Source organism: Longimicrobium terrae (assembly GCF_014202995.1).
GTDB lineage: Bacteria > Gemmatimonadota > Gemmatimonadetes > Longimicrobiales > Longimicrobiaceae > Longimicrobium > Longimicrobium terrae.
In genome coordinates this window covers 144,496-162,747 of the sequence record NZ_JACHIA010000006.1, presented here as the reverse complement: position 1 = coordinate 162,747, position 18,252 = coordinate 144,496, and the positions used below count along the sequence as shown (strand labels likewise).

Here is an 18,252-nt window from a genome sequence, read left to right as displayed (position 1 = left end):
GGCACAGCGCCCCTCTCCTTTTTTCTGTCCAACGCGCCTCGCGGCTGGGCGATGGCAGTCGCGTCCCCCGACGGCGGCCGCAGTCCCTCAGCGCGGGCCGTGGCCGCCGCCCGTCACGATGATCGTCAGCCGATGCGTTCGAGGAGCGCGATCGGGAGGTGCGCGAACAGGGCGGGAACGGGCAGGGTGAGCGCGCCGTCCCGCATCTCGCCCGCGATCTCCATCCCCGTCAGCACGTCGCGGTACCGCCCGGCCAGGTGCGCCGGCAGCGGAACGCGCGTTCCCGCGTAGTCGTCCGCCCGCGGGACATCGTAGTCGCGCTCCGCGGTCAGCGTCGCGGGGAGGCGCGGCGCGACGGCGATTACGGACGCGCCGTCGCCCGTGCGCGCGAACGCGATCACGTGCTCCGCCCGCGTGCCGTCCGGCGTCAGCGGCACATAGTCGCCCCCGCCGAACACGCCGGGGAGCGCGGCGCGCAGGAGCAGCGCGCGCTGCGTCAGGTGCATCTTGATGCGCCCGTCGCGCCAGTTCTCCATCAGGTCCGCCGCCATGTCCGCGCCGTCGCCCTCCTCCTGCGCGGCCTTCAGGCGCGCCAGAAGCTCGCGGCGCAGACCGAAATCCACGGGGCGGCGGTTGTCGGGATCCACCAGGGAAAAATCCCAGATTTCCTGGCCCTGGTAAACGTCCGGCACGCCGGGGGACACCAGCTTGATGAGCGTCTGCGCCAGCGCGTTCACCATCCCCAGCCGCTCCACGACGGGCTGCAGCTTCACCAGATCCGCCACGAACGCATTGTCCTCGCCCGGGCGGAGGATGTCGGCCACGAAGTCGCGAATCCCCTGGTCGTACGCCTGGTTGGGATTGATCCAGCTGGTGTGCGTCTTGGCTTCGCGCGTGGCCTTTTCCATGTACGCCTGCACGCGGGCAACCAGATCCTGCCGCTGCTGGTCATCCACCGTGCCGAACGGCCAGGCGCCCACGATGGTCTGGTACAGCAGATATTCGTCGTTGGCGTCGGGAATGGGGCGGCCCTCCGCCCCGCGCTTGAAGCCGGCGTTGAAGCCGCGCCACCGCTCCAGGTGCTCCCCCCACAGCTCCGGGATTTCCGACAGCACGTTGATGCGCGCGCGGACGTCTTCGCTGCGCTTGGTGTCGTGCGTGCTGCTGGCCGACATGGTATGGGGCCAGCGCTCCGCCCGCTCCAGGTTGAAGGCGTGAAATTCGTCCGCCGACACGCCGTAGCGGTCCGGCTCGCCGCCCACCTCGTTGAGCGAGATCAGCCGGTTGAAGACGTAGAACGCCGTATCCTCCACCCCCTTGGCCATCACCGGCCCCGTCAGCTGCTGAAACTTCATCACGAACCGCGCGTGCTGGCGGCGGGCTTTTTCGTTCAGGCTGTCGGGCCACTTCAGCAGCAGCGTGTCGCGCAGAAAGTCGAACAGCGAGTGCGGCATGGTGCGGTTGCGCTCCTCGGCCGCGGCAACCGCCTGCTCCACCACCTTGCGGTCCCTTTCCGTCACCGCGCCGGAAAACGCGTCGATGTAGGTGCGGTACACGGGGAAGCAGGCGACCACCTCGCGCAGGGCGTCGCGCAGGCTGCCCCAGGTAAAGTCGCGGAAGCAGCGGTTGCGCTCGCTCATGCGGTCCAGAAGCGTCGTCAGCACCGTGAGTTCGCTCACCAGCGACGTGCGCAGGATCAGCCGCTTCTTTTCGTAGACCAGGTCCTCGAACGGCGTGTTCTGCCCCGTAAACGCGCGGTAGACGGCATCCATCGCCGCCTCCCTGCCGGACGCCACGAACACGCCGTTCACGCGGTTCATGAACTCGTATCCCACCGTTCCCGCCACCGGCCAGCTTTCCGGAAGCGGCTCGTCGCCGGTGAGGATCTTTTCGATCAGCACATAGAAGCGGTCACGCGCGTCCAGCCCAACCACGTGGCGCTGCAGGTCGCGAAAGTAGCCCGCGGGATCGAACAGGCCGTCCGGGTGGTCGATGCGCAGCCCGGTGACCACGCCTTCGCGAACGAGGCGCAGGATCAGTTCGTGGGTGGCGTTGAAGACGCGCGGGATCTCCGTGCGCAGCCCGGCCAGGTCGTTGATGTCAAAGAAGCGCCGGTAGTTGATCTCCTCCGCCGCGACGCGCCAGTAGGCCAGACGATAGCTCTGGTCGCGGATGAGGACGTCCAGCCGGTCGAAGGTGTGCTGCTGGCCGGGGGTGCCGTTGTACTCGGTGATGGCGGCGTCCAGCGCGGCGCGCACCGCGGACGAGCCCTGCACCAGCGCGTCCAGGCGGCGGCGCGACACCTTGCGTTCGCGCATCCGCTCGTTGATGCTCGCCTCGTCCGTGCGGGTGCGCGAGGGCAGGTTGCGCAGCGCGGTGACGATGCTTTCCAGCTCCATCCGGTCCGCGTCGTCCTCGTCCAGCCGCAGCTTCTGGTGCGCCAGTTCCAGCACGGCCGCGGTGCTGCCGGGGGCCACGGGAAACCAGGTCTCGTAGTACTCCACGCGGAACTGGCCTTCTTCGTAGACCAGCCGCAGGTCGCCGTTTTCCAGCACGCAGCCGTACTGGTCGCCCAGCACGGGCAGGAGCACGCGGCCGCGCAGGGCGGGGTTGCGCGGGTTCCAGTCGATGTCGAAGAAGCGGGCGTACGGCGACGATTCGCCGTTTTCCAGCACGCTCATCCACCAGGGATTGCGGTGGCCGCGCGCGCCCATGGCCACGCCCATGTGGTTGGGCACGATGTCGAGCAGGTGGCCCATGTCGTGCGACTTCAGCGCGGCCGACATGCGGGCAAGGTCGTGCTCGTTGCCGATTTCGCGGTTGAGCGTGGTGTGGTCGACGATGTCGTAGCCGTGCATGCTGCCGGGACGCGCCTGCAGGTACGGCGACGCGTACAGGTCCGAGACGCCCAGTTCCGCGAGGTAGGGGATGATCTCGGTGGCGTCGCGAAAGGTGAAGCCGGCGTTGAACTGAATGCGATATGTGGAGCCCGGGATGCGCGGCGTGCGATCCTGGGCGCTGGAGTCCGTCTGGCTCACGATGGTTCCCGCTGGTTGCTCGTGCGAATGCGCCCGCGAACAGGTGGGCGGAGGCGCGCGGAGCGAGGGCAAGAAGCGGGCGAACCGGGATGCAGGGAGTGGGGGGTACGGACAAGACGGGCGGAGGGCGCGGCGGTCACACCCGGGATACGGCGTCCTCGACGAACGGGGAGCGCGCGTGAGAGAGTGTTGTGCGGGAGGCGGGCGCCAGGGCGGCCCCCACCCGGGCCGGCACCACCGGCCCACCCTCCCCCGAAAAAGACCGGGGGAGGGTTGGGGCGGGCGGAGAGATCGGCGCGGGAAGCGGAGGTTGGCGGTTGGGCGAATGCCGTTGAGCGGATGAATCCGCCGCTCAAACAGCGGGACCCCCCGAACCGGCCGCTGGCGCGTCCGGTTCGGGGCTTCAACGACAAAGACGCGAGACGCACGCCGAACCTTCCGGCCGCGCCGAACGGCTCCCCCTCTCCTGCTTGCGGGAGAGGGGGCTGGGGGGAGAGGGGTGCCCGCGGCCGCACCGAACCGTCCGGGACGAGATGAAGTGCCGTTCTCCCCTCTCCGCGCTTCGATTTCAGCCGGGAGGGGCCGGGGGCATAGGCGCGAACTTAAGCCATATCGAGCCCTCTTAGCCCCGTATTTTTACATTCACGGTGGCGCAAAGCTGGCGAAATCTGGTCGAATTAGCCGTCGCGAATAAGCTTTGCAAAATAAAGTTGACGCCTATGGGGGCCGGGGGAGGGGCCCCGCCGCCGCCCCTGATTGGCCCCATCGACCCGGATTGTCACGGGTCGGCGCCCGGACGCACATTGGCCGGCCGCATCAACCGGCATCGTCTGTATCGCCCGCGCATCCGCCGGTCCTGATCCGCCATCCAGACGTCCACGGAAGAAAGAGCCGAGCCGCATGGATCCGTATCCGCAGCACCTGTCGTTTCAGCCGTTTCAGACGCCGCAGGACTCCGCGCCCGCCACGCCGGTTCCGGGCACGCCGCGCCGCAAGCCGTCGCAGTTCGTTCCCGGCTTTCTGCACGCGGCCGCCACCGCGTGGCCCGGCCAGCCCTGGCCGCTGGGCGCCACGTGGGACGGCGAGGGAATCAACTTCGCGCTGTACAGCGAGCAGGCGCTGGAGGTGGAACTGTGCCTGTTCGACCGGCCGGACGATCCCGAACCCTCGCGCACCTACCGCCTGCGGGAGCGCACGGCGTTCGTGTGGCACGGGTACGTGCCGGGCATCGGACCGGGGACGTTCTACGGCTACAAGGTCAACGGGACGTACGATCCCGGCCGCGCGCTGCGGTGCAACCCGTTCAAGCTGCTCATCGACCCGTACGCCCGTGCGCTGGCGGGAAGGGTGGACTGGAGCGCCCGCGAGCGCGGCGAGGGCATGCCCATCGCCTACCTGCTGGACCAGCCCGGCCAGGACTGGGTGCTGGACGACGAGCCGGACCACCGCGCCGTTCCCAAGGGCGTCGTCATCGACACGGACTTCGACTGGCGCGGCGACCGGCCGCCCGGAGTTCCCTGGCACAAGACGGTGATCTACGAGGCCCACGTCAAAGGCCTCACCATGCTGCACCCGGACATCCCGGAGGAGATCCGCGGCACGTACCGGGCGGTCGCGCATCCGACCATCATCCAGCATCTGAAGAGCCTGGGGATCACCGCGCTGGAACTGCTTCCCGTGCACGAGATCGTCGACGACCTGTTCCTGGTCGAGAAGGGCCTGCGCAACTACTGGGGATACAACACCATCAACTACTTCGCCCCCGCCGGGCGCTACGCCTCCGTGCGCGACTACGGCGACCAGGTGCGCGAGTTCAAGGAGATGGTGCGCACGCTGCACGAGGCGGGAATCGAGGTGATTCTGGACGTGGTGTACAACCACACGGCGGAGGGAAACCACCTGGGGCCCACGCTGTCGTTCAAGGGGATCGACAACCGCACGTACTACCGCGTGGTGCAGGAAAATCCCCGCTTCTACATGGACTACACGGGAACGGGCAACTCGCTCAACATGGTGCATCCGCAGACGCTGCAGCTGGTGATGGACAGCCTGCGCTACTGGATCACCGAGATGCACGTGGACGGATTCCGCTTCGACCTCGCCTCCACCCTCGCGCGCGAGCTTCACGAGGTGGATCGCCTGTCGTCGTTCTTTGACGTCATCCACCAGGATCCGGTGATCAGCAAGGTCAAGCTGATCGCGGAGCCGTGGGACGTGGGCGAGGGCGGCTACCAGGTGGGCAACTTTCCCGTCCTGTGGGCGGAGTGGAACGGCAAGTACCGCGACACGGTTCGCGCCTACTGGCGGGGCGACAGCGGCACGCTGGGCGAGCTCGGCTATCGCCTGACGGGAAGCAGCGACCTGTACGAGAGCGACGGCCGCAAGCCGCACGCGAGCATCAACTTCGTCACCGCGCACGACGGGTTCACGCTGCACGACCTCGTCAGCTACAACCACAAGCACAACGAGGCGAACGGGGAAGGGAACCGGGACGGGGAGAACCACAACCACAGCTACAACTTCGGCGTGGAGGGCCCCACCGACCGGCCGGATATCGTCCGCGCGCGCGAGCGGCAGAAGCGCAACTTCATGGCGACCATGCTGCTGTCCCAGGGCGTGCCCATGATTTGCCATGGGGACGAGATGGGGCGCACGCAGCACGGCAACAACAACGTCTACTGCCAGGACGGCGAAGCCAGCTGGGTGCACTGGGAGCTGGACGATCGCGACCGCGAGATGCTGGAGTTCACCCGGCGCGTGGCGCGGCTGCGGGCGGAGCACCCCACGTTCCGCCGCAGCCGCTTCTTTCGCGGGCGGGAGATCCGGGGCAGCGACGTGCGCGACATCGTCTGGTGGAGCCCGGACGGCACCGAGATGATGGACCAGGAGTGGAACGCCGGCTTCGTGCGCTGCTTCGGGATGGCGCTGGGCGGGGACGCGATGGAGGAGTGGGACGAGCGCGGGCGGCAGATCCGCGACGCCAACTTCCTGCTGCTCTTCAACGCCGACGGGGGAGAGATCGACTTTACCCTGCCGGACTTCGGCCGGTCGCGCGGGTGGTGCGTGGTGCTGGATACCGCGCGGCCGGAAATCAAGGAAAACGAGGTGTGCTTCCGCGATGGCGAAACATTCACCCTCGCGGGGCGCAGCATGGTCGTTCTGATTGAGGATGGAATCGCCAGTGAAGCAATCGAGTGACGAGCGCCTGACCTTTGGCGCCAACGTGGTCGCGGACGGGGTGAAGTTCCGCGTCTGGGCGCCGGCCAGCGAGCGGGTGGACGTGGTTCTGTACGGCCCCGACGCGGAGCGCGTGGAGCCGCTGGCGGCGGAAGAGGGCGGATGGTGGTCCGCCGTGGTCCCCGGCACGGGCGCGGGGACGCGCTACAAGTACCGGCTGGACGGCGGCGACGCCTTTCCCGATCCCGCCAGCCGCTCGCAGCCGGACGGCGTGCACGAGGCGTCGGAGGTGGTCGATCCCACGACGTTCGCGTGGACGGACGATGGCTGGAAGGGCGTGCCGTACGAGGAGCTGGTCATCTACGAGCTGCACGTGGGGACGGCGACGGAGGAGGGGACGTTCGACGCGCTGATCGGGCGGCTGGACGACATCGCCGCGCTGGGCGCCACCGCGGTGGAGCCGCTGCCGATCGCCGAGTTTCCCGGCCACCGCAACTGGGGATACGACGGCGTGTCGCTCTTCGCGCCGGAGTCGTCGTACGGCGGGGCGGACGCGTTCCGGCGCTTCGTGGACGCGGCGCACGCGCGCGGGCTGGCGGTGATTCTGGACGTGGTCTACAATCACCTGGGGCCCGAGGGCAACTACCTGTACGCCGTCACCGGCGGAAAGTACTTCACCGACCGCCACTGCACGCCGTGGGGCGACGCCATCGACTACGCGGCCCGGCCGGTGCGCGAGTTCGCCATCCAGAACGCGCTGCACTGGGCCCGCGAGTACCACGTGGACGGCCTGCGGATGGACGCCACGCACGCCATTCTGGACGATTCGCCGCTGCACGTGATCGCCGAGATGGTGCAGCGGGTGCACGCGTCGCTGCCGGAAGGGCGTCACTTCGCGTTCATGGCGGAAGACGAGCGGAACGAGAGCAGCCTGGTCCTTCCCCCGCCGGCCGGATGGGGGATCGACGGAGTGTGGGCGGACGACTTCCATCACCAGGTGCGGCGCCACACGGCGGGGGACCACGAGGCGTACTTTCAGGACTACACCGGCTCGGCGGAGGACATCGTGCGCACGCTGCTGCGCGGATGGTACTACGAGGGCCAGCGCTCGGTGAACCACGACCGGCCGCGCGGCACGCCCACGGAAGGGATGCGGCCGACCGCGTTCATCCACTGCATTCAGAACCACGACCAGGTGGGCAACCGCGCCTTGGGCGACCGGCTGACGGAAAGCGTGAGCCTGCCCGTCTACCGCGCGCTGTCGGCGCTCCTCCTTCTTTCCCCGTACACGCCGCTGCTGTGGATGGGGCAGGAGTGGGCGGCCAGCACGCCGTTTCAGTACTTCACCGACCACCCGGAAGAGCTGGGGAAGCTGGTGACGGAAGGGCGGCGCAGGGAGTTCGGCAAGTTCAGCGCGTTCGCCGATCCCCGGGTGCGCGAGCGGATTCCGGACCCGCAGGCGCCGTCCACGTTCGCCAACTCGCGGCTGCGGTGGGACGAGGCGGAGCAGATGCCGCACGCCGGCATCCGCGCCCTGTACCGCGAACTGCTGGCGCTGCGCCACACGCTGGCGCCGCTGCGCCGCCGTGATCGCGAGTCGCTGGACGCGCATGCGCTGGGCGCGCGCGCCCTTTCGCTGCGCCGCACGGGGGAAGACGGCTCCGCGGTGCTGCTGGTGGCGTCTTTTGACGAGGGCGGGATGGACGCGGACCTGCTGCACTCGCCCGCCACCTGCCCGCCGCGCGACTCCGCGTGGGTGCCGCTGCTGTCCACGGAGGAAGGCCGGTTCGGCGGGGCTGACGACGGCGAGGTGGTCTCGGTGGGCGCGGACGGGCGCATCCGGATGCGCGGGGCCGGGGCGGTGGTGCTGGTGGCGGAAAAGACGGGGAATAGGGAATAGGGAATAGGGAATAGGAAGGGCAGGGGATGCGATCGGAGGCGCGGGTTCGGGTTCGCCGGGCCGCACCGAGTCGTGTCATCCTGAGTTGGTGTTGCGTATCCGCCGGGAGGCGTCATTCTGAGGAAGAGAGCGGCGAGCGGGATTCTCCCCGGCGCCGCCCTCCTGCGCGATCGAAGAATCCCGCTCCGCAGCATCAGCGCAGCGTGGCCGAGAACGCGCGCCGAAGCCTCGGTCGCGGGACGAACGACAGCGCGGCCCGGAGACTGATCTCCGGGTCGCGCTGCGTTACCTGACTTCCCGGCCGGCCCTGTCTGGTGAACCAGCGGCACCGCCGCCGCCCCGCGCTCCGCCACCGGGTTGCGTACGTCCTTCCCGCCTTCCGCAACAGCGCCCTGACCCGGCCACGACCGCTGAATGTCAACCGCTTGCGTCGGCCTTCGCGTAGTCTATCTTGTAACCTCGAAGTGGACAAAGCGGAATAAGCGGTCGGAAAATAGACACAGGCCAGTTCTTCGCCCGCCGCGATCTGGAGCGGCATCCTCAGCAATGCGTTGCTTCATGCCAAAGCAGTCGCTTACCGAGCAGGAGACCTGCAGCCTCTTCATCATCCCCGCGTTGGAGGCTGCGGGGTGGGACCTGTACTCACAGGTGCGAGCGGAGGTGCGGCTGACTCAGGGTAGAGTTCTGGTGGGGGGTGGGCCGGTGCGCAGGGGAGGCGATCTGCGCGCGGACTACGTGCTCTGCTACCGCCCGAACGTCCCTGTGGCCGTCATTGAAGCCAAGCGGAGCGGCCGGTCGGCGGCGCTGGGAATCCAGCAGGCGCTGCGCTACGCGGAGTTGCTGGAGGTTCCGTTCGTTTTCAGCAGCAGCGGGGAATCCTTCGTTTTCCACGATCGCACCGGGTTGGCCGCGGCCATGGAGACCGAACTGTCCCTGGACGAGTTTCCCTCGCCCGACGAGCTGTGGGCGCGGTACTGCGCGTGGAAGGGCTTGGAGGGGGAAGGCGCGCGGCTGGTGCTGCAGCCGTACCACGCGGAAGCCGGCGGCAAGGCACTGCGCTACTACCAGGTCGCGGCGGTCACCCGGGCACTGCGGGCGATTGGGCGGGGACAGCGGCGCGTGCTTCTGGTGATGGCCACCGGGACGGGAAAGACGTACACGGCCTTTCAGATCATCTGGAAGCTGTGGAAGTCACGGGCTCGGAAACGAATTCTCTTCCTGGTGGACCGCGACGCGCTCGCCACGCAGACCCGGAACAAGGACTTCGCCCCGTTCGGCCGCGCGATGACGCGCATCGAGAATCGCAAGGTGGAGCCGCAGTACGAGATCTTTGTGGCGCTGTACCAATCCGTCACCGGCGCGGGAGGCCGGGCCGACCTGTACCGGGATTTTTCTCCGGATTTCTTCGACCTCGTCGTCATCGACGAGTGCCACCGGGGAAGCGCCGCTGAAGATTCGGCGTGGCGCGAAGTGCTGGACTACTTCGGCTCCGCAACGCACCTGGGGCTCACCGCCACGCCCAAGGAAACCGCGGAGGTATCCAACCACGACTACTTCGGCGAGCCGGTCTACACCTACTCGCTCCGCCAGGGAATCGAAGACGGATTTCTGGCGCCCTACAAGGTAATCCGGATCGATCTGGACAAGGACCTTACCGGTTGGCGCCCGGAAGCCGGTCAGACGGACAAGCACGGAACCGCCATCAGCGACCGCGTCTACGGCCAGACCGATTTTGACCGAACGCTGGTGCTGGAGCAGCGCACGCGGCTGGTCGCCCGAAAGGTGACGGAGTACCTCAAGGCCACAGACCGGTACGCCAAGACCATCGTGTTCTGCGAAAACGTGAACCACGCCGAGCGGATGCGGCAGGCGCTGGTGAACGAGAACGCGGACCTCGTAGCGGAGGACCGCCGCTACGTGATGCGGATAACCGGAGATGAGCGCGAGGGAAAGGCGGAACTGGAGAACTTCGCCAATCCCGAGGAACGCTACCCGGTGATCGCCACCACGTCGGAGCTGATGACGACGGGGATCGACGCGCCCACCTGCAGGGTGCTGGTGCTGGATCAGCGCATTCAGTCCATCACCAAGTTCAAGCAGGTGATCGGGCGGGGAACCCGGATCAGCGAGGAGCACGGCAAGTACTGGTTCACGATTCTCGACTTCAAACGCGTTACGGAGCTGTTCGCCGATCCGGCGTTCGATGGGGACCCCGTCGTGATCTACGAGCCCGGTCCCGGCGACGCGCCCGTGCCTCCAGACACGGATCAGGATCAGGACGCGGAGCAGGAGTACGGCGACGAGGCGTTCACCGGTACGACGGGACGGTACGTGGTGTCCGACGTGGCGGTAACGGTGGTTGCCGAGCGGGTGCAGTACTACGGCCCAGGCGGATCTCTGATCACCGAGTCACTGCGGGAGCACACGCGACGCCGTGTCCGCGAGTCATTTGCTTCAGACGGCCACTTTCAGCGCGTGTGGCTGGATGCGCCCTCCAAGGGCGGCATTCTGCGCGATCTGGAGGCGCGGGGTGTTCTGCTGCACGCGCTCGGCGATGAACTGGGGCACGAGTTCGACCTGTTTGACCTGATCCGCCACGTGACGTTCGACCAGCCCCCACGCACCCGCAGCGCGCGCGCGGAGCGGGTGCGCACATCCGGCGCACTGTCCGGCTTTGGCCCGCGGGAGCGCCTGGTGCTGGAGGCGCTGCTGGACAAGTACGCCGCGGAAGGCGTCGAAAGCCTGGAGCAGATCGACGTGCTGCGCGTGCAGCCGTTTACCGCGCTGGGGACGGTAGTGGAGATCATCCACGTCTTCGGCGGGACCGAGAACTACCTGGCCGCCGTGCGGAAGCTGGAGGAGTTCCTCTACGCGCCCGCAGCCTGAGGGCGGCCCCATGCACGAATCACCAACGTTTTGCCCGTGAGCCTGTCGACCACCATCAAGTCCATCCAGGACGTCATGCGTAAGGACGTGGGCGTCGATGGAGACGCCCAGCGCCTTGGGCAGCTCGGATGGATGCTGTTCCTCAAGATCTTCGATGACCGGGACCAGGAGCGCGAACTGCTGGACGCCGGCTACGTTTCTCCCATCCCGCGCGACCTCCGCTGGTGCACCTGGGCGGCCAACCCTGAGGGAATCACGGGGGACGCGCTGCTCGAGTTCGTCAACGGTGTTCTGTTTCCAACGCTCAAGGCGCTGCCGCCCTCCCCGCGCGCTGGCGATGCATCCGATGTCGTTCGCGGCGTATTCGAAGACGCCTACAACTACATGAAGAGCGGAACGCTGCTCCGGCAGGTGGTGAACCGGATCAACGGCATCGACTTCAACCGCTCGCACGACCGGCACCTCTTCAACGACCTGTACGAACAGATCCTGCGCGACCTGCAGAGCGCAGGCAACGCGGGCGAGTACTACACGCCGCGTGCGGTCACGCAGTTCATGGTGGAGATGGCGGATCCCCGCCTGGGCGAGAAAATCATGGATCCGGCTTGCGGGACGGGTGGATTCCTGGTGAACGCGCTGGAGTACGTCCGTGGCCGGGAGGTCAGGACGGTCGAGCAGGAGGCGCAGCTTCAGCGATCCCTGTTTGGCGTGGAGCCGCTTCCGCACCTGCTCTGCACCACCAACCTCCTCCTGCACGGAATGGACGTGCCGGCGCAGGTCCGCCGCGACAACACGCTCCGCATTCCGCTGAGTGAGCGGACGGCCAGGGACCGGGTGGAGGTCATCGTCACTAACCCTCCCTTCGGCGGTGAGGAGGAGCACGGGATCGAGGACAGCTTTCCGGCAAAGTTCCGCACGCGCGAAACGGCGGACCTGTTCCTGGTCCTGATCATTCACCTGCTCCAGAAGGATACCGGCCGGGCCGCCGTGGTGCTGCCGGACGGGTTTCTTTTCGGCGAAGGGATCAAGACGCGGATCAAGGAAAAGCTGCTGGAAGAGTGCAACCTGCACACGATTGTGCGGCTGCCCAAGGGTGTGTTCGCGCCGTATACCAGCATCCACACAAACCTTCTTTTTTTCGCTAAGGGAAAGAAGACCGAAGAGGTCTGGTTCTACGAGCATCCGTACCCCGCCGGCCAGAAGAGCTACAGCAAGACGCGCCCAATCCGCAGCGAGGAGTTCGACGCGGAACGGGCATGGTGGAATGCACGGCAGGAGAATGAGCACGCATGGCGGGTTCCGGTGGAGGAGATTCGCCGGCGCAATTACAACCTCGACATCAAAAATCCAAACGCCGCTGTTGAGGAGTACCGCGATCCGGAAGAACTCTTGGCCGAATACCGCCAGATTCTCGGAGAGGTGCAGGAAGCCCGGGAAGCTTTGAAGCGCGAACTCGCTACCGCCCTGGAACCGAACGCCGTTACCGAAGCCGCGGCATGAAGCCTGAGACTCTCCTCGAGCATTTCGATGTGATTGCTGATGCGCCTAACGGCGTACAGAGGCTGCGCGAGTTGATTCTGCGACTTGGAATTCGCGGCCTGCTGGTCCCGCAGAACCCCGATGAAGATGCAGCCACTGTGCTTCTGGAAACTCTAAAAGCACAGCATGCAAACGTCTCGCGCAAGGGAGCGTCGCGACAAGCGGCTTCATCGCTACATCCAGAAGAGCAGCCTTACCTACTTCCGCCGGGATGGCTCTGGACGCGCCTCTCCACCGTCGGGGCAATTGTGGGTGGGGGTACTCCACCTACCCACGTTGAGGTGAACTGGGCTGAGCCAGGCGTGCCATGGCTTACACCCGCAGATCTGAATGGGTTACGGGGCAAGTACGTGTACAAGGGGCGGCGGGATATATCGGCAGCAGGGCTCGAGCATAGTTCCGCTCAACTGCTCCCGGCTGGCACGGTCCTGCTCTCGAGTCGCGCCCCGATCGGATATGTGGCCATCGCAGGAAATCCGCTCGCAACCAATCAGGGCTTCAAATCGTGTGTGCCATTCATTCCCGGGATGAGCGAGTATATCTACCGCTTTCTCCAAGCAGTAGCCCCTGATCTGGATCGTAATGCATCCGGCACAACATTCCGTGAAATATCGGGAAAGTCGGTGGGTGGGTTGTTATTCCCACTCCCTCCCCTCGACGAGCAGGCAAGAATCATTGCAAAGATCGACAGACTGATGCTTATGTGTGACGAACTTGATCGTCACAAAAAAGGAGCCTCTGCGAAGCAGAGTCAACTCAATCGGGCGGCGATGCACCAGCTCGGGAGCGTTCGATCAAGCTGCGCAACCGCACCGTCCGTAAAACCGCCCGGAGTCATACAGAGCCTGGATCTTGTGGTCGCTACACCGGAAAGTGTATCAGGGCTGCGAATGGCGATCACCCAACTCGCCATCATGGGAAAGCTGATCCCGCAAAGTGATGAGGATGGAACGGCTGATCAACTCTTGTTGGAAGTCTCAAACGAGAAGAAGAAGCTTTGTGCTGAGAGCGTGATTCGTGCTCCTTCAGCGCCGGCGCCCCTGACCGCTGACATTCCGTTCGCCATTCCTGACACTTGGAAATGGGTGCGATTGCATGAAATCGTGGCTGCAATCACCGATGGCGACCACCAGCCACCTCCGCTAGCACCAAGCGGGGTTCCCTTCCTGGTGATTGGAAACGTACGAACCGGTGCGTTGGACTTTTCACGAACACGGTTCGTGCCTCAGGTCTACTATGACCGCTTGGCGCCCATACGCAAACCCGCGTCAGGCGACTTGCTTTATACTGTCACAGGATCCTACGGAATCCCAATTCTGGTTCAGGATAGTCGTATATTCTGTGTTCAGCGACATATTGCCATCTTGAAAACCCTCAAGTGCATGGATTCTGAGTACCTCCACCTTCTTCTACGCAGTTCCCTTGTAGCGGACCAGGCAAAGAATCGCGCAACCGGTATCGCACAGAAGACCGTTAGCCTGGAAGCCTTGCGGTCGTTCGTCGTACCCGTTCCCCCACGTAAAGAACAGCGCCGAATCGTCGATAGGGTCAGTGATCTGATGCTTCTATGCGACCGTTGTGAAGATAAGCTTGTGAGTGCTGGAGAACACGCGGATGCGGTTGCCCGGGCTGCCCTTCTGCAGTATGCAGTTCCGATCGTAAGCGGCGGGCATAGATGGGGCATCTCCGTTTGATCCGCTCTCGTTCTTCCCTCAGTTCGGCGCCGCCGCGCCCGGGCCGGCGTGCGGCTCCTCCGTGGGCGGCGTGCCCTCGCCGGCGGCCACGCCGTCGTCGGTGGGCGCGGTGATGGGGCGGCGGAGCGCGGCGCGGGCCGAGTAGTATCCGCACATCCCGTGAACCGCCCCGCCCGGCGGCGTGGACGCCGAGCACAGGTACAGCCCGTCCACCGGCGTGGCGTACGGATTCCGCCGCAGCGCGGGGCGGAAGAACACCTGCCGCAGCGTCATGGCCCCCGCGCTGATGTCGCCGCCCACCAGGTTGGGGTTGTGCCGCTCCAGGTCCGCCGGCCGCATTACGCTCCGCGCGGCCACCACGTCGCGGAACCCGGGCGCGAACCGCTCGATCTGGTCCTCGATCGCGCGCGTCATGTCCACGTCGCTGCCGAACGGCACGTGGCAGTACGCCCACGCAATGTGCCCGCCCGCCGGCGCCCTCGTCCGGTCGAACAGCGTCGGCTGCACGACGAGGACGAACGGCTTTTCCGGGACGCGCCCCTTGAGCGGCGCATGCTCCGATGCGGCGACCTCTTCCATCGTCCCGCCCAGGTGGACGGTCGCCGCGCGCCGGCATTCCGGATTGCGCCACGGGATGGGCTCCTTGAGCGCCCAATCCATCTTGAACGATCCCGCGCCGTACTTGTAGCGCTCCAGCGCCGCGCGGTACCTGGATGGCAGCCGGTGCCCGGCGATGCGCAGCACCTGCCGCGGCGTAAGATCCAGCAGAATCAGCGGGGTGCCGCGCAGTTCGTCGATGTTGTCCACCGGCGCGCCGGTGATGATCTCGCCGCCCAGCGAGCGCAGGTACGAGGCGAGCGCCCCCGCGATGTTGCGCGATCCGCCGCGCGCGATGGGCCAGCCGACTGCGTGCCCCGCGGCGGCGAGCGTCAGCCCGAACGCGGCGGTCGGCGACTCCGTCAGCGGCACCATGGAGTGCGCCGCGTTCCCCGCGAACAGGGCGCGCGCCTGGTGTCCGCGAAAGTGCCGCTTCGCCATCCCGTACGCCGACTGCAGCCCGGACAGTCCGAAGCGGGCCAGGAGGAACGGGTGATCGGGAAAGTCGAGCGGACCCAGCACGTCTTCCGCCAGCACCAGCCATCGGTCCACCCACGGCCGGAACAGCTTGCGCCACGCCTTCGCATCAACGCCGAGCGTCGCGCCGGTTTCCTCCATCGATCGCTCCAGCACCGCCACGCTCCCGTCGTCAAACGGATGGGCGAGGCACGCGGGGGAGTGGACCCACTCCAGCCCGTGCTCTTCCAGCGGCAGCGTGCGAAAGAAGGGCGACGACACCCCCAGCGGATGCACGGTGGAGCAGACGTCGTGCATGTAGCCGGGCAGCGTCAGCTCCTCCGTGCGCATCCCCCCGCCGATCACGTCCGCCTGCTCGCGCACGACGACGGACCGCCCCGCCCGCGCGAGCGCGATCGCCGCGGACAGCCCGTTGGGCCCCGATCCCACCACCACGGCGTCCGGTCTGGCCATCCGCTCCCCCTGAAGTTGATCCGTCCGGCTGATCCCGCCACGCGGGCCGGGCACGAGGCATACCACGCGCCGCCACGCGAATCCGTTCCGCCAATCCGCCGCGTATGTGGATAACGGACAACGGCCTGTGACGGACGTTTCGCGCGCGGGCGGGAACCTTGCACGCACGTTGGGCGTTACAGGCATGCCCGCTCCGGAACGCGGCGCGGCACCATCGCAGCGAGGTACCCGATGCTGATCAAGAAGCCCGAGATCCCGTCGTCCGAAATTACGCCCGAGCCGCTGTACCTGAACCGCCGCCAGTTCATTGGCGCGGCGGCGGGCGCGGTGGCGGCGGCGTCCGTGCCCACCGCGCTCATGGCGTGCGCGCCGGGGGAGGACGAGCAGGCCGACAAGCCCAACTCGTACGAAGACATCACCACGTACAACAACTTCTACGAGTTCGGAACGGACAAGAGCGATCCCGCCCGCAACGCGCCGCGCACGCTGCGCACCACGCCGTGGACGGTGGAGATCGGCGGGCTGTGCGACCGCCCCGGCCGCTACGCCTTCAACGACCTGGTGCGCGCCAATCGCGTCATCGACCGCACGTACCGCATGCGCTGCGTGGAAGCGTGGTCGATGGTCATCCCCTGGCGCGGCATTCAGTTGCGCGACGTGATCAACCAGGCGCGGCCGCGTCCCGGCGCGCGCTTCGTGGAGTTCACCACGCTGCACGACCCCGCGCAGATGCCCGGGCAGCGGCGCGAGGTGCTGGACTGGCCCTACCTGGAGGGGCTGCGGATGGACGAGGCGATGCACCCGCTCTCCATGCTGGCCACGGGAATCTACGGCCGCCCGCTTCCCGCCCAGAACGGCGCGCCGCTGCGCCTCGTCGTTCCGTGGAAGTACGGGTTCAAGAACATCAAGTCCATCGTGCGCATCCGCTTTGTGGACCGGCAGCCGCGCAACACGTGGCAGATCTCGGCGCCCGGGGAGTACGGCTTCTACGCCAACGTGAATCCGCAGGTGGACCACCCGCGGTGGTCGCAGGCGCGCGAGCGGCGCATTGGCGAGTGGCGCCGCCGGCCCACGCTGATGTTCAACGGCTACAGCGAAGTGGCCAGCCTGTACAGCGGGCTGGACCTGCGCCGGAACTTCTGACGATGGCGGCTCCCGCACCCTGGCAGCTGCAGGCCGGCCGGTGGATCCGGCCGGCGGCGTGGATCGGCGGACTGGTTCCGCTGGCGCTCATGATCCTGGCCGGCTTCACCACCGGGCTGAGCGCCGACCCCATCCGCGAGGTCACGCACCGCACCGGGTGGGCGGCGCTGCTCATGCTGATGCTGTCGCTGGCCGTCACCCCCGTCCGCACGCTGACGAAATGGAACTGGCTGGTGCCGGCGCGGCGCACGCTGGGGCTGTGCGCGTACCTGTACGCCGTTCTGCACTTTGCCACCTACATGGTGGACCAGGACTTTTCGTGGGGGTACATTGTCGACGACATCGTGGAGCATCCCTATGTGACGGTGGGGTTTGCGGCGCTGGTGATTTTGACGCCGCTGGCGCTCACGAGTACCAGGGGGATGATTCGCCGGCTGGGCAAGAGGTGGCAGAAGCTGCACCGGCTGGTGTATGTTGCGGCGGGGCTGGGGGTGCTTCACTTCCTCTGGCTGGTCAAGAAGGACCTTCGCGAGCCGCTGATCTTTGCGGCCGCCTTTGCCGTGCTGATGCTGTTTCGCGTGCTCCCCATCGGGAAGTCCGGAAAGCAGAAGCGGCCGCCCGCGCGCAAGTCTCCGTCGCCGGAGCGGTCCGTGGCCGGCGGCTGAGAGCGGCGGCGCGGCGGGCGGGTCCGGCACCCTGAGACAGGAGATGGGAGATGGATGGCATGGCCCTGATGATCGTGATGTGCACGCTGATCCTTACCACCGGGGGCGTGCTGGTCCTGCGGCCGATCTCCAAGCGTCTGGGGGTGTTTCTGGACGCCATGACGGAAGCCAAGCTGCGCGCCACGCCCGAGGTGGAGCTCACCCGCATCCGCGAGGTGCTTTCCAGCATCGACGGGCGGCTGGACCAGATCGAGGAGCGGCAGGATTTTGCCGAGGCGCTGATCACCACCGATCCCAAGCTGCTCACCGGCGCCCCCATGCGGCCCGAGCGCAACTGATTGGCGGGTTGAGTGGATGTGGATGGATGACGAAAAAGGCCGCCCCGGACGTGGGGCGGCCTTTTTCGCGGCTCACAGCGCGGGCCCTCACCCCGCGTGCTGCGCACGACGACCCTCTCCCACGAACAGATGTGGGAGAGGGAGCACACGGCAACGGCGGATTGGCGGGGACGACGATGGTCGGCGCGCGGCCCCAGGCCCCTCAGGCCCCTCCCCGTGCAAACTGCCGCACGGAGAGGGGAGAACTGCACGGCGGTGCGTTCTGGATGGTGCCGATGCGCAGATGGGGCCCCCTCCCCCCAGCCTCCTCCACCCGCTCCGCGGGAGAGGGGGAGCCGTTCGGCG

Annotated in this window: 10 protein-coding genes; 8 read left to right on the top strand and 2 right to left on the bottom strand. The window is 66.8% G+C overall.

Annotated features, from left to right (window positions below):
• Positions 1–125: 125 nt before the first annotated feature.
• Positions 126–3,038 carry a malto-oligosyltrehalose synthase gene (gene treY / locus HNQ61_RS12400; RefSeq protein WP_170033322.1) on the bottom strand — a complete coding sequence of 971 codons (2,913 nt, stop codon included), beginning with the start codon at positions 3,036–3,038 and terminating at the stop codon, positions 126–128.
• Between the two features lie 900 nt (positions 3,039–3,938).
• Here treY and glgX point away from each other — a divergent pair.
• From glgX to HNQ61_RS12375, 5 genes are all read left to right on the top strand, one after another.
• Positions 3,939–6,236, top strand: coding sequence for a glycogen debranching protein GlgX (gene glgX / locus HNQ61_RS12395; protein ID WP_170033320.1), 2,298 nt, complete (start codon positions 3,939–3,941; stop codon positions 6,234–6,236).
• Positions 6,220–8,115 carry a malto-oligosyltrehalose trehalohydrolase gene (treZ, locus tag HNQ61_RS12390; protein ID WP_205761322.1) on the top strand — a complete coding sequence of 632 codons (1,896 nt, stop codon included), beginning with the start codon at positions 6,220–6,222 and terminating at the stop codon, positions 8,113–8,115. The genes glgX and treZ overlap by 17 nt, the downstream gene beginning before the upstream one ends.
• Positions 8,116–8,673: 558 nt before the next feature.
• The gene (gene hsdR, locus HNQ61_RS12385; RefSeq protein ID WP_170033315.1) at positions 8,674–11,001 is read left to right on the top strand and encodes an EcoAI/FtnUII family type I restriction enzme subunit R; all 2,328 of its coding nucleotides are present in this window, start codon (positions 8,674–8,676) and stop codon (positions 10,999–11,001) included.
• A gap of 36 nt (positions 11,002–11,037) precedes the next feature.
• On the top strand, positions 11,038–12,501 hold the full coding sequence (locus HNQ61_RS12380; RefSeq protein WP_170033313.1) for an N-6 DNA methylase: 1,464 nt from the start codon (positions 11,038–11,040) through the stop codon (positions 12,499–12,501).
• The gene (locus tag HNQ61_RS12375; protein WP_170033311.1) at positions 12,498–14,234 is read left to right on the top strand and encodes a restriction endonuclease subunit S; all 1,737 of its coding nucleotides are present in this window, start codon (positions 12,498–12,500) and stop codon (positions 14,232–14,234) included. The genes HNQ61_RS12380 and HNQ61_RS12375 overlap by 4 nt, the downstream gene beginning before the upstream one ends.
• Before the next feature lie 18 nt (positions 14,235–14,252).
• On the opposite strand, the gene HNQ61_RS12370 is transcribed toward HNQ61_RS12375, so the two are convergent.
• On the bottom strand, positions 14,253–15,761 hold the full coding sequence (locus HNQ61_RS12370) for a phytoene desaturase family protein (RefSeq protein ID WP_170033309.1): 1,509 nt from the start codon (positions 15,759–15,761) through the stop codon (positions 14,253–14,255).
• Positions 15,762–15,992: 231 nt separating this feature from the next.
• Between HNQ61_RS12370 and msrP the strand changes: the two genes are divergently transcribed.
• From msrP to HNQ61_RS12355, 3 genes are read left to right on the top strand one after another with little or no spacing between them, the layout of a single operon-like run.
• Positions 15,993–16,904 (top strand): protein-methionine-sulfoxide reductase catalytic subunit MsrP, encoded by a 912-nt coding sequence (gene msrP, locus HNQ61_RS12365; RefSeq protein WP_170033307.1) that lies wholly within the window; start codon positions 15,993–15,995, stop codon positions 16,902–16,904.
• A 2-nt stretch (positions 16,905–16,906) separates the two neighbouring features.
• Positions 16,907–17,569 (top strand): protein-methionine-sulfoxide reductase heme-binding subunit MsrQ, encoded by a 663-nt coding sequence (locus tag HNQ61_RS12360; protein WP_170033305.1) that lies wholly within the window; start codon positions 16,907–16,909, stop codon positions 17,567–17,569.
• Positions 17,570–17,619: 50 nt separating this feature from the next.
• On the top strand, positions 17,620–17,907 hold the full coding sequence (locus HNQ61_RS12355) for a hypothetical protein (protein WP_170033303.1): 288 nt from the start codon (positions 17,620–17,622) through the stop codon (positions 17,905–17,907).
• Positions 17,908–18,252 lie beyond the last annotated feature (345 nt).

Coding starts and splice junctions, on each gene's coding strand:
- HNQ61_RS12370 (WP_170033309.1), bottom strand. CDS start 15,761: ATGGCCAGACCGGACGCCGTGGTGGTGGGATCGGGGCCCAACGGGCTG.
- msrP (WP_170033307.1), top strand. CDS start 15,993: ATGCTGATCAAGAAGCCCGAGATCCCGTCGTCCGAAATTACGCCCGAG.
- HNQ61_RS12360 (WP_170033305.1), top strand. CDS start 16,907: ATGGCGGCTCCCGCACCCTGGCAGCTGCAGGCCGGCCGGTGGATCCGG.
- HNQ61_RS12375 (WP_170033311.1), top strand. CDS start 12,498: ATGAAGCCTGAGACTCTCCTCGAGCATTTCGATGTGATTGCTGATGCG.
- glgX (WP_170033320.1), top strand. CDS start 3,939: ATGGATCCGTATCCGCAGCACCTGTCGTTTCAGCCGTTTCAGACGCCG.
- hsdR (WP_170033315.1), top strand. CDS start 8,674: ATGCCAAAGCAGTCGCTTACCGAGCAGGAGACCTGCAGCCTCTTCATC.
- HNQ61_RS12355 (WP_170033303.1), top strand. CDS start 17,620: ATGGATGGCATGGCCCTGATGATCGTGATGTGCACGCTGATCCTTACC.